General features: G+C 58.6%; 17 protein-coding genes. 13 read left to right on the top strand and 4 right to left on the bottom strand.

What is annotated here, in order from left to right; translation table 11 throughout:
• Window positions 1–17: 17 nt before the first annotated feature.
• Window positions 18–1,367 carry a sigma-54-dependent transcriptional regulator gene (locus tag KI610_RS04075; protein WP_226497408.1) on the bottom strand — a complete coding sequence of 450 codons (1,350 nt, stop codon included), beginning with the start codon at window positions 1,365–1,367 and terminating at the stop codon, window positions 18–20.
• Window positions 1,360–2,532, bottom strand: coding sequence for a sensor histidine kinase (locus KI610_RS04070; protein WP_226497407.1), 1,173 nt, complete (start codon window positions 2,530–2,532; stop codon window positions 1,360–1,362). The genes KI610_RS04075 and KI610_RS04070 overlap by 8 nt, the downstream gene beginning before the upstream one ends.
• 131 nt (window positions 2,533–2,663) lie before the next feature.
• Between KI610_RS04070 and fliF the strand changes: the two genes are divergently transcribed.
• The 13 genes from fliF to fliR all read left to right on the top strand — a co-directional run bounded on the left by fliF (window position 2,664) and on the right by fliR (window position 13,691).
• On the top strand, window positions 2,664–4,412 hold the full coding sequence (fliF, locus tag KI610_RS04065) for a flagellar basal-body MS-ring/collar protein FliF (protein ID WP_226497406.1): 1,749 nt from the start codon (window positions 2,664–2,666) through the stop codon (window positions 4,410–4,412).
• Window positions 4,402–5,403, top strand: a complete 1,002-nt coding sequence (gene fliG, locus KI610_RS04060) for a flagellar motor switch protein FliG (protein ID WP_226497405.1) — start codon at window positions 4,402–4,404, stop codon at window positions 5,401–5,403. Before fliF ends, fliG begins: the two co-directional genes overlap by 11 nt.
• A 6-nt stretch (window positions 5,404–5,409) precedes the next feature.
• Window positions 5,410–6,129 (top strand): flagellar assembly protein FliH, encoded by a 720-nt coding sequence (locus tag KI610_RS04055; RefSeq protein WP_226497404.1) that lies wholly within the window; start codon window positions 5,410–5,412, stop codon window positions 6,127–6,129.
• Complete coding sequence (fliI, locus tag KI610_RS04050; protein WP_226497403.1) at window positions 6,126–7,529, top strand: flagellar protein export ATPase FliI; 1,404 nt, start codon at window positions 6,126–6,128, stop codon at window positions 7,527–7,529. The genes KI610_RS04055 and fliI overlap by 4 nt, the downstream gene beginning before the upstream one ends.
• Window positions 7,530–7,571: 42 nt before the next feature.
• Window positions 7,572–7,988 (top strand): flagellar export protein FliJ, encoded by a 417-nt coding sequence (fliJ, locus tag KI610_RS04045; RefSeq protein ID WP_404827465.1) that lies wholly within the window; start codon window positions 7,572–7,574, stop codon window positions 7,986–7,988.
• A gap of 58 nt (window positions 7,989–8,046) precedes the next feature.
• Window positions 8,047–9,297, top strand: a complete 1,251-nt coding sequence (locus KI610_RS04040) for a flagellar hook-length control protein FliK (protein ID WP_226497401.1) — start codon at window positions 8,047–8,049, stop codon at window positions 9,295–9,297.
• Window positions 9,298–9,332: 35 nt separating this feature from the next.
• On the top strand, window positions 9,333–9,899 hold the full coding sequence (locus KI610_RS04035; RefSeq protein WP_226497400.1) for a flagellar basal body-associated FliL family protein: 567 nt from the start codon (window positions 9,333–9,335) through the stop codon (window positions 9,897–9,899).
• 6 nt (window positions 9,900–9,905) lie between these two features.
• The gene (gene fliM / locus KI610_RS04030; protein WP_226497399.1) at window positions 9,906–10,922 is read left to right on the top strand and encodes a flagellar motor switch protein FliM; all 1,017 of its coding nucleotides are present in this window, start codon (window positions 9,906–9,908) and stop codon (window positions 10,920–10,922) included.
• Window positions 10,915–11,352 (top strand): flagellar motor switch protein FliN, encoded by a 438-nt coding sequence (fliN, locus tag KI610_RS04025; RefSeq protein ID WP_226497398.1) that lies wholly within the window; start codon window positions 10,915–10,917, stop codon window positions 11,350–11,352. Before fliM ends, fliN begins: the two co-directional genes overlap by 8 nt.
• 138 nt (window positions 11,353–11,490) lie before the next feature.
• Window positions 11,491–11,901 (top strand): flagellar biosynthetic protein FliO, encoded by a 411-nt coding sequence (gene fliO, locus KI610_RS04020; protein ID WP_226497397.1) that lies wholly within the window; start codon window positions 11,491–11,493, stop codon window positions 11,899–11,901.
• Window positions 11,894–12,637: a flagellar type III secretion system pore protein FliP gene (fliP, locus tag KI610_RS04015; RefSeq protein WP_319004205.1), complete on the top strand. Its 744-nt coding sequence runs from the start codon at window positions 11,894–11,896 to the stop codon at window positions 12,635–12,637. Before fliO ends, fliP begins: the two co-directional genes overlap by 8 nt.
• Window positions 12,634–12,903: a flagellar biosynthesis protein FliQ gene (fliQ, locus tag KI610_RS04010; RefSeq protein ID WP_226497396.1), complete on the top strand. Its 270-nt coding sequence runs from the start codon at window positions 12,634–12,636 to the stop codon at window positions 12,901–12,903. The genes fliP and fliQ overlap by 4 nt, the downstream gene beginning before the upstream one ends.
• 2 nt (window positions 12,904–12,905) lie before the next feature.
• Entirely contained in the window at window positions 12,906–13,691 is a 786-nt protein-coding gene (gene fliR / locus KI610_RS04005; protein ID WP_226497395.1) for a flagellar biosynthetic protein FliR, read from the top strand.
• Here fliR and KI610_RS04000 read toward each other — a convergent pair.
• Window positions 13,685–14,143: a hypothetical protein gene (locus tag KI610_RS04000; protein WP_226497394.1), complete on the bottom strand. Its 459-nt coding sequence runs from the start codon at window positions 14,141–14,143 to the stop codon at window positions 13,685–13,687. The genes fliR and KI610_RS04000 overlap by 7 nt on opposite strands.
• Window positions 14,140–15,360, bottom strand: coding sequence for a flagellar hook-associated protein FlgL (gene flgL, locus KI610_RS03995; RefSeq protein WP_226497393.1), 1,221 nt, complete (start codon window positions 15,358–15,360; stop codon window positions 14,140–14,142). The genes KI610_RS04000 and flgL overlap by 4 nt, the downstream gene beginning before the upstream one ends.
• Between the last annotated feature and the right edge of the window lie 9 nt (window positions 15,361–15,369).

Here is a 15,369-nt window from a genome sequence, read left to right as displayed (position 1 = left end):
CAATAGTCAGGCCAACATCAATCCTTGAAATACCCTTCATCCCGGTACTGCTGCAGCTTGTAGCGCAATGTCCGTTCCGAAATACCCAAGCGTTCGATGGCCATTTTTCGTGAGCCATCGACCTCGGCCAGGGTCCGGAGAATGTGTTCGCGCTCCAGATCCTTCATATTATCGACCCTTTTGTCGGATTCATGCACCGGCGTTTCGGCAAGCGCCCGTGGCAACTCTCCCGCCGTAGCTGGTGCCAATTTGAGGTGCTCGCAGCCAATTTCGGGCCCGGTCGACAAGATAAGGGCCCGCTGGATCACATTTTCCAGCTCCCGAACATTTCCGGGCCACGTATGGCGCAGCAGAGCCTGTTCAGCCTGCGCGCCAAAACCGACCCCATTCCGACCAAAGCGGCCGCCATGTTCGACCAGAAAATAACGCGCGATCGGCACGATATCGAGCGGCCGCTCACGTAGCGGCGGTATCGCTACCGGAAATACATTCAGCCGGTAATAAAGATCCTCGCGAAAGACCCCTTTGGCCACCGCCTCGGCCATATCGCGATTGGACGTCGCAACGATGCGGATATTCAGCGCAACCGGCTTCTTGCCCCCCACTCGCTCGACCTCGCGCTCCTGCAAGACGCGAAGCAGTTTGGCCTGGAGCCCCATCGGCATTTCGGTGACTTCGTCGAGGAGCAGCGTACCGTCCTGCGCCTGCTCGAATTTCCCGGCCTGCGCCTGCTGGGCGCCGGTAAAGGCGCCCTTTTCGTAACCAAACAATGTGGCCTCGAGCAAACTATCCGGAATCGCCGCGCAGTTGATCGCCACGAACGGCCCGTTCCGACGCGCCGACTGCCGATGAATGAAGCGAGCGACCACTTCCTTACCAACCCCCGACTCTCCTGTAAGAAGAACAGTCGCATCGGTCTGCGCCACGCGCTGGGCAATGGCAAACAATTCACGACTCGCCGAATCAATGGCCACGACACCAGCCCCGTCATCGGTGTCCGGCAACTCATATTTGTTGATATGCGCGAGCAAGGCTTTCGGCTCAAACGGCTTGAGAAGGAAGTCGCAGGCACCGGAACGCATGGCATCGACCGCCTTTTCCACCTCGGCATAGGCCGTCATCAGAACTACTGGCAGGTGCGGCAGGCGCGCCCGAATTTCCTTCAACAACGTGATGCCATCCATCGGCATCATCCGCACGTCACTGACGACAATCGAGAAAGCCTGCTCGACCAGTACCTTCAACGCCGCTTCACCGCCATCGACGGCCACGTAGTGGCGCCCGGCAAGCTCCAGCGTGTCACCAATCGCCTCACGCAAACTGGGATCATCTTCGACGACGAGAATGGGCAAACTATGTTCAGCCATGGTGTTCAGATTCGCTCTCTACCGGGGCAACCGGCAAGGTGATGACAAATTCGGCGCCGTCTCCCGGCTCGGAAAAAAGCTCGATGGTGCCGCCGTGCGCCCGCGCCACGCCCAACGCAATGGCCAACCCCAAGCCGGTTCCTTGCCCCTTGGTGGTAAAAAATGGCTCAAAGATGCGCGCCTGCATTTCGCGCGTGATCCCCGGTCCGCTATCGCGCACGCCAATCGCCACCAGGTCGCCGCGACGATTGCCGGAGAGGCAAATTTTGCCGCCCCCGGTGCTTGCCTGCATGGCGTTCTCCAGCAAATTGACAAGCGCCCCGAACAAGGCTTTTCGACTACCGACAATAACCGCCCCGGCGCAGTCATCATCCGATACAAACTCAAGGCCATGCTCGCGCATCAGCGGCTCGACCGTTTGGGCCGCTTCGGCCAGCAAATCGGAAACCGGAATGACATCCCGCCCGATGCTTTCCCCCCGGGCAAAGAGCAGAACATCCTGAATCAGCCGCTCAAGACGACGCAACTGCCCGCTTGCCTTTTCCGAGAAACGAGCCCGCGCCTCATCCGACACCCCTGCCTCCCCCAAGTTGGAGGTATAGAGCAGCGCGGCAGCCAGCGGCGTACGCAGCTGATGCGCCAGCGAAGCAGCCATTTCACCCATGGCTGCCAGGCGCTGGTTGCGCTCCAGTTCGGTTTTCATTCGGTGGGCTGCGGTCACGTCGTGAATCAAGAGAATTTTCCCGCCAGCTGAAGGCAGCGCGCTTTCCCCGATCGACAAACGACCATCGCCGTGCAGCCACTCGCCAACGGCCATTGTGGGCTCCAGGCTGGCCCGAGCCACATCGCCCCAATGGCGCCCAACCATGTCAGCGCCGAAAATGGCCATTGCCGCCGGGTTGACCGCAACAACGATGGCCGATGAATCAAGCAGCACGACACCGGCCGGCAAGGCATCGAGCAGGGACGAGAGGCGCTCGGAAAGCGCTTCCTTTTCCTGATATTGCCGACGCAATTCACCATTGGCCACCGCCAGTTCTTCGGTCAGCGAGGTGGCACGAACCTGCAAAGCCTCGTAGGCCTGAGTCAGCTCAGCCGATACCTGATTGAACATGGCAAATGCCCGTTGCAATTCGGCCGTCTTGGTGTCGGTATCTGGTGTCAAGGGATTGATCTGTGCGGCAACATCGAAAAAGAAAGGGTGAATTCAGCCCGGGTAATAGTAGAATATTTCTAGGATAATTTGGCTTCTCGATTGATTCTTCTTCTGTTTCACCGCAATTTGACCGGCTATTGATGGCAGCAACAACTGAGACGACAGCAGAAAACGTACCGGCAGGAAATCCGCTGGAGCGTCTGCGCGACGCCTTCAACCGGCTAGGCAGTCAGCAAAAGCTTGTCTTCATGGTGGCAACGGCGGCCATGATCGCCATTATCGTCGGCACGATCCTCTGGAGCCGACAGCCTGATTGGAAAACACTTTTTTCCAATCTCAACGAAAAGGACGGCGGAGCGATCGTCGCCATCCTCGAGCAGCAAAACATTCCACACCGCTTTAGCGACAACGGCGCTGTGCAGGTTCCTTCCGAACGCGTTCACGACATTCGCCTGAAACTGGCCTCGCAGGGTCTGCCGCGCGGCGGCATGGTGGGTTTCGAATTGATGGAGAACCAGAAGTTCGGCATCAGCCAGTTTGCCGAACAGGTCAATTATCAGCGCGGCCTGGAGGGCGAACTGGCCCGCACCATCCAGTCAATCGGCGCGGTGCAGTCGGCACGCGTCCATCTGGCCATTCCCAAGCCGTCGGTATTCGTCCGCGAAGAACAAAAACCGACAGCATCAGTCATGCTCAACGTCTATGCCGGGCGCTCGCTGGATAGCGCGCAGATCGCCGGCATCACCCATCTGGTTTCGTCCAGCGTGCCGCAATTGCCGGCCAGCAACGTCACCGTCATCGATCAGAGCGGCGCCCTGATCTCGCAATTGAAAAGCAAGCTGACCGAGGCCGGCCTCGACGCTACCCAGGTCAAATATGTTCGCGATATAGAGGGCAGCATCATCAGGCGCATCGAGGACATCCTCAAGCCCATGCTCGGCAGTGAGAACTACAAGGTTCAGGTGGCGGCTGACATCGACTTTTCCCAAAGCGAGCAAACGGCCGAGAGCTACCGGCCGAACAATACGCCGGAAACCACGGCCATTCGCAGTCGACAGACCAACGAATCCGCCAGCATCAACCAGTCGGCAGGCGGCGTCCCGGGCGCCCTGACCAACCAGCCGCCGGTGCCCGCCACGGCGCCACTGACCCAACCTGCCACCGGCACTTCCAACGGTCAACCGGAAAAACCGGGTGAAATTCAAGGCCGGCTTGACGCCGCTGGCGTCACGGCGCCGCTCAATGCGGTCGGCCAACCGATCAACACCAACAAAACTGCAACCGTCAATTTTGAAGTCGACAAAACCATCCGGCACACCAAGCAAGGCATGGGTGATATCCGGCGCCTGTCTGCGGCCATCGTCATCAACCATCGCAAGGATGTCGACAAAAACGGCCAGCCGGTAAACAAGGCGATTCCCGACTCGGAGATGAAGCAGATCAACGATTTGGTGCGTGAAGCCATGGGCTTTAACAAGGAGCGTGGCGACTCCATCTCGGTAGCCAATGCCCCCTTCACTGCCAGCGAAAAGCTGGACAGCAGCACGCCGCTCTGGAAGGACCCGGAAACCATCTCCTATGCCAAGGATATTTTCAAATATCTGTTGATCGCCCTGATTGTCGCCTTCCTGTTCCTGAAGGTCATCCAGCCATCGCTCAAAACGATGTTCCCATCCATGGCTGAGCGCCGCGCAGCGACAACAGCCGAAGGCGTCGCCGGCGCCGCGGGTCACGTCACGATTGCCGGCCTCGATGGCGAACCGGGTGAAGACCATGTCCGGATTGATCACTATGCCGCCAAGGTGCAAAAGGCCCGCGACATCGCGCAGGCAGATCCGAAGGCGGTAGCCAACATCATCAAGGACTGGATGGGCGCCAATGCCTCCTAACGACGACGGCCTGGAAAGAAGTGCAACCCTGCTGATCGCGCTGGGCGAGGACAACGCTTCCGAGGTGCTCAAGCACCTTGGACCACGCGAGGTGCAAAAACTCGGGCATGCCATGGCGGCACTCAAGAGCGTGCCAAGGACAACAGTAGAAAGCGTGCTGGACGAATTTCACAAGAACGCCGAAGAGCATTCGGCCGTGCACGTCGATACCGACAACTACATTCGCTCCGTACTAACCAAGGCGCTGGGCGACGACAAGGCATCGAACCTTATTTCACGCATCCTGCAAGGGGGCGAGACTTCGGGGATCGAGGGCCTGAAATGGATGGATGCAACAACCGTCGCCGATCTGATCAAGAACGAGCACCCGCAGATTATCGCAACGATTCTGGTCCATCTCGAACACGACCATTCCAGCGAGATTCTCAACCACTTCACCGAGCGCCTGCGCAACGACGTGGTGTTGCGAATAGCCACGCTCGAGGGGATTCAGCCCACCGCCTTGCGCGAACTGAATGAAGCGATGATGCGCATCCTGTCCGGCTCAACCAGCGTCAAGCGGACGGCCATGGGGGGCGTCCGCACCGTTGCCGAAATTCTCAACTTCATCGGCACCGCCAACGAAACTTCGGTCGTCGATGCGATCCGCGAATACGACCCGGACCTCGCCCAGAAGATTCTCGACGAGATGTTCGTTTTCGAAAATCTGATGGAAATCGACGATCGCTCCATCCAGCTCATTTTGCGCGAAGTTCAGTCCGACTCCCTGATCCTTGCGCTCAAGGGCGCCTCGCCCGATCTGCGCGAGAAGATTTTCAAGAACATGTCACAGCGTGCCGCCGAAATGCTGCGCGAAGACCTCGAGTCGAAGGGACCTGTCCGCCTTTCCGAAGTCGAAGGCGAACAGAAGGAAATCCTCAAGGTGGTACGTCGCCTGGCCGACGAGGGACAAATCGTCCTTGGTGGCGCCGGCGGCGAACAAATGGTCTAACCCAGGATGGCAGGCGGCGTCATACCCAAGGACAAGCTCGCGGGCTACCAGCGTTGGAACATCGGTTCGCTCGATGCCAAACCGGTGCCACACAGCCAGTCGCCGGTCGACACGGCGAGCCCCACCACGGCCATACCATCCCCCGTCCCCAGCCCGACCGAAGCACATCCTGCGCAGAGCCAGACGAGCACCGAGGAGATTGAGCGCATGCACGAGGAGGCTCGCGCCAATGGCTACAGCCTCGGCTATCGCGAAGGACTTGAAGCCGGGCAGCAGGCCATGGCAACAACGGTTGCCGAAACAACGGCGCATTTCGCCGAGCTTCTTGGCAACCTGCAGATTTCCCTGGCTCATCTTGACCAACATGTCGCCGATCAGGTCCTCAGCCTTTCCCTCGAAGTGGCGGCGCAAGTCCTTCGCGGCGCAATCAACACCCGGTCCGAGTTGCTTTTGCCGGTCATTCGCGAGGCTCTAACCGCCCTACCGCTGCATCATGCCCATGTTGTCGTCCGCCTGAATTCGGCCGACGCCAAGTTGATTCGCGAACAGATCGGCGAACAATTAGCCCAAACAGGCGCCCAGATCATTGATGACCCGGAAATTTCGCCAGGTGGATGCCTGCTGGTAGCCGGAGCAAGCGAAGTCGATGCAACGATTGAAACACGCTGGAAGCGCGTGCTTGAATCCATCGGCACCAATCCTTCGGAATGGATGAGCAAGCCTTGACTCCGCTCCCCGACCACGTCGGGCGTTGGCAGCGTTTCCTCGATGGCTGCCAGCTTGCCGCCAGCTCAGCACAACCACTCTGGCCGGCCGGCCGCCTGACCCGAATCAATGGCCTCGTCATGGAAGCTTCGGGCCTGAAGTTGCCGCTAGGCAGTTCGTGCCACATATTCCCCGCCAACGGCGCACCGATCGAAGCCGAAGTGGTCGGTTTCGCCGGCGAAAAACTTTACCTGATGCCCTCCGATGACGTTTTCGGGCTGGCCCCCGGAGCCCGCGTCATCGCCTGCGATACCCCCAACCCGGCGCCCCGGGTAGACTTTCCAATCAAGCACAAACGCCGGGCCATCGATCGCGCCAAACAGGGGCCGGTTGGCGATGAACTCCTCGGCCGGGTTCTCGATGGTGTTGGCCGCCCGCTCGACAGCAAGGGGCCGCTCCGCTCGAACCTGACCCGCCCCTTGCAGAGTCGCCCGATCAACCCGATGACCCGGGCGGCCATTGAACATCCGCTCGACGTCGGCATCCGCTCCATCAACGCTTTGCTGACCGTCGGTCGTGGTCAACGCATGGGACTTTTCGCCGGTTCTGGTGTCGGCAAATCGGTACTTCTTGGCATGATGGCTCGCTATACCGAGGCGGAAGTGATCGTTGTCGGATTGATTGGCGAGCGTGGCCGGGAAGTGAAGGAGTTCATCGAGCAGATCCTTGGCGAAGAAGGTATGCGCCGGGCCGTGGTCGTCGCTGCGCCAGCCGATACTGGCCCGCTCATGCGACTGCAGGGTGCTGCCTACGCGACGACCATTGCCGAGTACTTCCGCGACCAGGGCAAACAGGTTCTGCTGATCATGGACTCACTGACCCGTTATGCCATGGCGCAACGGGAAATTGCCCTGGCCATCGGCGAGCCTCCGGCTACCAGAGGCTATCCGCCATCGGTTTTTGCCCGCTTGCCGCAGTTGGTCGAACGGGCCGGCAACGGCCCTGAAGGCGGTGGTTCGATGACGGCCTTCTATACCGTTCTGGCCGAAGGCGATGACCAGCAGGACCCGATCGCCGATTCGGCACGCGCCATTCTCGACGGCCACATCGTCTTGTCGCGAACGCTGGCCGACGCTGGACATTACCCTGCCATCGATATCGAGCAATCGATCAGTCGCGCCATGGTCAACCTGATCGAACCAGCGCAACTCGATCAGATTCGTCGTTTCAAGGTGCTTTTTGCCCGTTACCAGCGCTCGCGCGACCTGATTTCGGTCGGCGCTTATTCGCCGGGCTCCGACCCCGTGCTGGATCAGGCGATCAATCTCTATCCGCGCATGGAAGCCTTTCTTCAGCAGCAACTGACTGAGCAAGCCGATTTTGCGAGCAGCGTCAGCGCCCTTTCTGCGCTGTTCCCTTAAGCCATGGCGAACAAATTTTCGTTACAGCCGTTGCTGGAACTGATGCAGACCCGCACCGACGAAGCCACGCGCCAGCTTGGCCAGTTGATTGCCGCCGAACAAAGCGCCCGGAGCCGCCTGCAAATGCTGGAGGAATATCGTGCTGATTATGCGGTCAAATTGCGCGAGGCCTGCCAGCAAGGGCTGACACCAATGGCACTGCGTAACTACCAGGACTTTCTGGCCCGTATCGACGAAGCAATCGGCCAGCAAACACTGGCCGTTCGCCATTCGGAGCAGAATACAGCGAGCGGTCAGGAAAACTGGAAAGAACAGAACAAGCGCCTGAAAGCCATCGACACCCTCTCGCATCGACACGATGTGCGCGAAAAAGTGCTCGACAACAAACAGCAACAAAAAATCCAGGAAGAACACACGGCACGCAAATATGCCGTGCGCAACGAAGAAGAATCTGACTGATATCAGGCACATGCCTTGCTTACTTTGATGGCATCTCCATGCACCTCAAGGTCTGATCATGAGCATTCCGGCAGTTTCCAGTGTGATCGCCACCATCGGCGGAAAAGCGGCCTTGCCCGGGCTCGGAGAAATGGTCACGGAGAACGGCTTGCCGCTCGACTTCGCCGCCCTTCTTGCCGAACAGATTCCATCATCAGGTCAGACCACAGCGGCTTTGCTAGCGGCCGAAAGCATCCCGGCTGGCCAACAACCGAACGCTGAGTTACTCAGCGAGATCATCGCCCAGACAAGCTTGGCGAAAGACAAGCCATTGCCCGCCCCCCCGGTCATTGAGGGAAACGCCGAGGATGTGCTGGCAGCGCTATCCGCCAGCCCCAGCCTGCCCCCAACGACCATCACCGAACCTGAGCGCAAAAAAGAAACCGAAGACAAGGAGAAGGCGCTCGCGGCCAGTTCGCCCACCATCCCGACAGACCCGGGCTTGGCAGCCCAGTACGTCGTACCCATGGCCACTCCACCCGTCCAGAATCGCCTCCCGGAGAGTGTCGACCGCAACAAACCGGACAGCCCCCCGCATATGGCCAAGGCTGAAGGCATCGAGGCCACGGGCAAGGAGGGACGCCCGGCCGTGCCTGAACAGAGGGGCTCACTCCTCTCCGGCAACACGCCGATGGCCAGCCCCACCACCACAGCAGCGACCCCGGTTAGCGAATTGCGGATTCCTCCGCGCTCAGACACGGCGAATGCGGCAATTCTTGCCGGCGACTCGAATCCTGGCAACAGCGGCTCGACGCCCGCCTTCGCAACAGCACTGGCGGCGACCGGGGCGGCCAATGGCACAGCGGCCGCAACGCAACAAACACTCCCGCCGGCCATCACCAGCGCAATCAATTCACCAAACTGGACTCAGGATTTTGGTTCCCGTGTCGTCTGGCTGGCCAAAAACGACCAGCAGGTCGCCCAGATCAACATCAACCCGCCGCAACTGGGTCCGATCCAGATCACCATTTCGATCAATGGGGACCAGACCACCGCCGCATTCGCCTCGTCACATCCGGAAGTCCGCCAGGCCATTCAGGACTCCCTGCCTCAACTGCGAGAAATGTTCGCGAATGCCGGCATCAGCCTCGGCCAAGCCAATGTTGGCAGCCAATTGCCTTCGCAGAACCGCGAAGCGGCTTATCAATTTGCCAATGAAGCCCGCACCACCGGGGAAAACGCTATACTTTCGCCCGATAGTCACGCAAGCTCCAACCCGGCTGGAATACCCATTCAGCGGGGAAGAGGTTTGGTAGACCTGTTCGCATAACCGGATCGTCATGATCGAGTAGAAAGGGAGAGACAATGGCCAAGGATGCCAAGCCAGCCGAAGAAGGGGCAGAAGCCCCCCCAAAAAAAAGCAAAAAACTGTTGATCATCATCCTTGCCGTCGTTCTTCTGGTCGTTCTGGGTGGAGGCGCAGCCTTCATGTTGCTCAAGCCGGGCGATCACGCCGAGGACGACGAAGAGAACGCCGAAGAAACGGCCAAGCCGGCGAAAAAGAAAGACAAGAAAAAGGACAAGGAAGCCCATCCTGTCTTTATCAATCTGGACGCGTTTACGGTCAATTTGGTGCCCGAGACTGGCGATCAGTATCTGCAGGTAGCGCTCTCGCTTGAAGTTGAAGATGCGACCGCCGAGCCGGACATCAAAACCAAGATGCCGAAGATTCGCAACAATCTGACGCTCTTGCTGTCATCGAAAAAGGCATCGGAACTCTTGCCCAAGGCTGGCAAGGAACAACTGGCGGAAGCCCTCAAGGACGAGATCAATTCCGTCATCGAGCCCCCCGTCAAGAACAAGAAAGGTGTAGCCGAAGCACCTGACGGCCCGGTCAAGGCAGTCCTGTTCACCTCATTCATTATTCAGTAAGGATTCATGGCAGGAGATTTCCTATCCCAGGACGAGGTTGACGCCCTACTCAAGGGCGTCACCGGCGAGACCGACGAACCCGACGATAGCGAAGGGGAAGGCGGCGGGATACGTTCGTACAATCTTGGCACCCAGGAACGGATCGTCCGCGGCCGGATGCCGACGCTGGAACTGGTCAACGAGCGCTTCGCGCGCTACCTGCGCATTGGCCTGTTCAACTACATGCATCGCAATGCGGAAATATCGGTCGGCCCGATCCGTGTGCAGAAATACAGCGAGTTCATCCGCAACCTGGTCGTCCCGACCAACCTGAATCTGGTCATCGCCAAGCCCTTGCGCGGCACGGCGCTGTTCGTCTTCGATCCAAATCTGGTGTTTCTGGTCGTCGACAACATGTTCGGCGGTGATGGCCGTTTTCACACCCGGGTTGAAGGGCGTGATTTCACGGCCACCGAACAGCGCATCATCCAGGGTTTGCTGAACGTCGTCTTCGCCGAGTACAGCAAATCGTGGAAACCCGTCTACGACATCAACTTCGAATACATTCGTTCGGAGATGAACTCGCAGTTCGCCAACATCGCGACGCCATCCGAAATCGTTGTTTCAACGACCTTCACGCTTGAATTCGGCGGCGCGACGGCAGACATGCACATCTGCTTTCCCTACTCGATGCTCGAGCCGATCCGTGACCTGCTCTACAGCACGATGCAAAGCGACCAGCTTTCGACCGACAAGCGCTGGATCGGTACGCTGCGCAAACAGTTGCAAGGGGCGGAAGTTGAAATCGTCGCGCACCTGGGAACGGGAAAAATATCGCTGCGCGAAATTCTGAACCTCAAGGAGGGCGACGTCATTCCCCTCAACCTGTCGCCAAGAATCGAAGCGCAGGTGGATAACGTGCCCTTGATGGAATGTACCTATGGCCAGCAAAATGGCCAGTACGCACTTAAAGTCGAGCGATTCATCGCTGCTTCGCCCGACGCACCGCCCGGGGAACCGGTGATGGGAGAGAAAAATGGCTGACGATATCGAAAACATGGAAACCCCCGCCGAGGACGCCGGCCAGATCAGCGAGGATGACTGGGCTGCCGCCATGGCGGAACAGGTCGTCAGCGATGGCGCCGCGGCCACCGCCCAACCGGCTGACATCTTTCCGTCCTTCTCTGCGCCATTGGGCCAGGGCGGGATAATGAACGAACTCGACATGATTCTCGACATTCCTGTCCAGATCACCGTCGAGCTTGGCCGGACCAAGATCACAATCAAGAATCTGCTGCAGCTGGCGCACGGCTCGGTCGTCGAACTCGACGCGATGGCTGGCGAGCCGATGGACGTCCTGGTCAATGGCACACTCATCGCGCAAGGCGAAGTCGTCGTCGTCAATGACAAATTCGGTATCCGCCTGACCGACATCATCACGCCCTCGGAGCGCATGCGTAAGCTCAACCGCTGATCGGCACCCGGCGTTGCCATTGGCGGCGCCAGCCAGGCTTTCATTTTTGGGCATTTTTTCCGGTTGACCGTAGCAGCGTCTATTTTCGGGTTTGGGTTTAAGATAGCGCCCTGACTCCTTCCGAACGCGACTTCCGACTTGCTGCGCCTACTCACTCCCCTGCTGCTGCCGCTCTCCGCGTGGGGTAGCGATGCCGCCAACCCGGGCATTCCGGCCGGCACCTACCTGCAGGCAACCCTGGCCCTGCTCCTCATCCTCGGACTGCTGTTCGGCACCGCCTGGCTGGCCCGCAAGCTGTCGGGCGGCAAGGGATTCGGCCAGGGCAGCATGAAAATCGTCGGCGGCGTGGCGCTTGGCCCGCGCGAACGTATCGTACTGGTCGAGGTGGGTGACACATGGCTGGTCGTCGGTATCGTTCCCGGACAAATTCGCACCCTGCATCAACTCCCCAAGGGAACAGCTTTGGATATTGAATCGGCCACCGGCGCAGCGCAAGCGCCGTTTGCCCAGTGGCTCAAATCCATCAGAGAGCGCCAGAACAATGCTTAGGCGCACCATCCTCGGGCTGAGCCTGCTTCTCCCCCCGATTCTGGCCATGGCCCAGGTCGGCGGTCTGCCTTCAGTCACCAGCACGCCCGGCAGCGGCGGCGGGACTACCTACAGCCTGACCATCGAGACCCTGGTCCTTCTTACCGCACTGACCTTCCTGCCAGCCGTCATCCTGATGATGACGAGCTTTACCCGCATCATCATCGTGCTCTCCTTGCTCCGCCATGCCATGGGAACGCAAACCTCACCGCCGAACCAGATTCTGGTCGGGCTGGCGCTGTTCCTGACCTTCTTCGTCATGTCACCGACCCTCGACAAGGTCTACACCGACGCCTATCTTCCGCTCTCGGAAAACAAGATCAATATCGCTCAGGCCGGCGAACGGGCCGCGGTTCCTATGCGCAGCTTCATGCTCCGGCAGACCCGGGAAGCCGATATCGCCATGCTGGCGAACGTCGCCAAAGCCGACAAATTCGAAAAGCCCGAAGACATCCCGCTGCGCGTGCTGATTCCCGCTTTCGTCATCAGCGAACTGAAGACCGCGTTCCAGATCGGCTTCATCATATTCATCCCCTTCCTGATCATTGACATGGTGGTCGCCAGTTTGCTCATGTCGATGGGCATGATGATGATGTCGCCGGTCATGGTCGCCCTGCCCTTCAAGCTGATGCTCTTCGTTCTGGTTGATGGCTGGCATCTGGTCATCGGCTCGCTGGTCAAAAGCTTCAACCCATGACGCCGGGCGTCGTCATGGAAATCGGCCGGCAGGCCATTGAGGTCACGTTGGTCATGGCGGCGCCGATGCTGCTCTCGGCTCTGGTCGTCGGCTTGATCGTCAGTATCTTTCAGGCGGCGACCCAGCTTAACGAAGCGACCCTGCAGTTTGTCCCGAAACTGGTCGTCATGTTCATGGTCCTGATCCTCGTCGGCCCCTGGATGCTGGAATACATGATGGACTACATCCAGCGTCTGTTCGAAAGCATTCCGCAGCTGATCGGCTGACCATGCTCAGCATAACCACGGCACAACTGGACGCCTGGATTGTTGCCTTTGCCTATCCGCTGACCCGCATTCTGGCCTTTATCGCCACCTCGCCACTTTGGGGCTCAGCGGGCATTCCCCAGCGCACCCGGCTCCTTCTCGGCATTGCTATCGCCATGGCCATCGCCCCGGCCCTGCCCCCCATGCCAACCGTCGCGCCAGCCTCGCTGGCCGGCCTCTGGATACTGGCGCAGCAAATGCTGATCGGCATCGGCATGGGCTTCGCTGCCCGCATTGTCTTCGCCGCCGTCGATGTCGCCGGCGAATTCATCGGTGCCCAGATGGGACTGGGCTTCGCAACCGCCTACGACCCTTTGAGCTCCTCGCAAACGCCGGTGATCGGCGAGTTCATCGGGCTCATCAGCTTCCTGCTATTTCTCTCACTGAATGGCCACCTGATGTATGTCGCCACGCTGGCGCAGAGCTTTTACGCCATACCGGTCAGCGCAACACCCTTGGCGGCGGCTAGCTGGCTGAATCTGGTCGAACTCGGGTCAAAAATGTTTTCGGTCGGGGTATTGCTCTCGCTCCCCGTGGTGGTCGCTCTGATGATCACCAATATTGCGCTGGCCGTCCTCACCCGGGCCGCACCCCAACTGAATATTTTTGCGCTCGGTTTCCCGCTCACGATGATCGGCGGCTTCATCGCCCTGGCCGTCAGCATGAACTATCTGGCCACTCCGTTGCAGGCGCTCTACGAATATGCACTGAGCGCAATACTGGGCTTCGCCGTCCCCGCCAATCAGTAGCGCTCATTCATTTTGTAGGAATCAGCATCCTGGCGCTGTACCAGGCGTATCGTTCCCTCTGCCATGCGCCGGGCACCAATGGTTTGGGAATCGATCCCTTCGGTATATTCCAGAATCTGATAGCTGGAAAAACCATTTTCGTATTGCAACTGGCTGGCCCGCCGCTTGAGTATCTGCACCGATTCGCCGGCGCCACCAGTATGGTAGCGCTTCATCTTCATCGAGAAACGATAGACATCCGGCGACAGCTTGGACTCCTCGATCTCCCAGTTCGGCGCCAACGGATCGTAAACCAGATAGATCGCTGCCCCGACCACGGCTGCCGTTGCCAGCGACGAGAGACTCAAGCTGGTCTTGGCGGTGAGCTGAATGGTCTCGTTCGGAATCAGGGGGCTTCCCCCGCAACCTGCCAGACAGGCTGCTGCGATCAGCGCGGCACCCGTTCTTTTCATAGGTAGTTGAACAGCGACATCTGGCTAACCTGCTGGAAGGAAAGCTGCGCCGCCTCAAGCACCATTTTCTGGTTGGCCATATCGGAAATCGCCCTGGTGTAATCAAGCTCCTGAAGGTTCTTCAAGTCGGTCTGATATTGCAGATCACGATCTGTGCCTGCAAGACTTAAGTTCTCCAGTTCAAGCCGTCGGGCACCAATCGATGTCTGCGCCGTCACCAAATGATCAAATCCTTGATTGAGATTTTGGCGAATCAACGACATCTCATTTTTGAAAGCCGCCTTAGTCGAATCATTGCTCGAAACATTACTTTCCAGAGCTTTGATCAGGTTATCCAGAGTCTTGAAAATATCCTGATTGCTGGCAGGCTGAGCCGTAAAGGTATCACCAACAGCAGGGGTACCAGAAATATTGATCTTGATCTGCTGCGTAGCCGGGCCCATCAAAATATCAGAACCCGGGGTGTAAATTTGACCTGTCAGAGAAGGGGTAGCAGCCCCATTCACGTACACGTCGTACACACCAGGTGCAGTAAAAGTGAGTTGATAGGTGCTGTCGTTATAACCGGAAACTGTCGAAGACGCGCCGAGAACGCCAGTTCCCGTATTGGCACCACCGGCACTCGCCATGAATTGCCCGTTCCCCTGTGGAATCCGCATAAAAAGGGCACTGCCCGATTCCGAGACATCCATGATGCGCCCTGATTCAACTTGTAACTGACGACGACCGTCGTCGCCATGGTAGGTAGTGGTACGACTACCCGGCGATCCAGAAATGGCAAAGGGTTCGGTGTCGCCACGAAAACCAGAAAAGACATGCTGTCCCATGCCATCCGAACTATTCGCCAGACCAAGCAATGCATCGAAGCTCTCACGAATATCGAACGCGATCGCCTGCCGACTTTTATCGTCAAGGGTTTCGTTTCCCGCCTCTACGGCCCGCACCATTACGTTCCCGAGCAGGTCGCTGGCGCTCCTCAAGGTACTTTCCATACCTGCCAGCTGACTTTCTGCATTTCCCTGATTATCAATAAACTGCGCATTGATAGACTGTTTCTGGCTGATAACAACCGCCTGGGCCGCTGCAACCGGATCATCAGAGGGGGTCAGGATACGACGCCCGGTCGACATCTGATTTTGCAGTTTGTACAAATTCGTCTGCAACTGCAGCATGTTCTGGGTGCCGGTATCGAACATCATCGAAGTGCTTATACGCATGATGCTATT

Source organism: Ferribacterium limneticum, assembly GCF_020510565.1.
GTDB lineage: Bacteria > Pseudomonadota > Gammaproteobacteria > Burkholderiales > Rhodocyclaceae > Azonexus > Azonexus limneticus_B.
The sequence above is the reverse complement of the archived record's forward strand: the minus strand, read 5'-3'. Positions and strand labels throughout refer to the sequence as shown.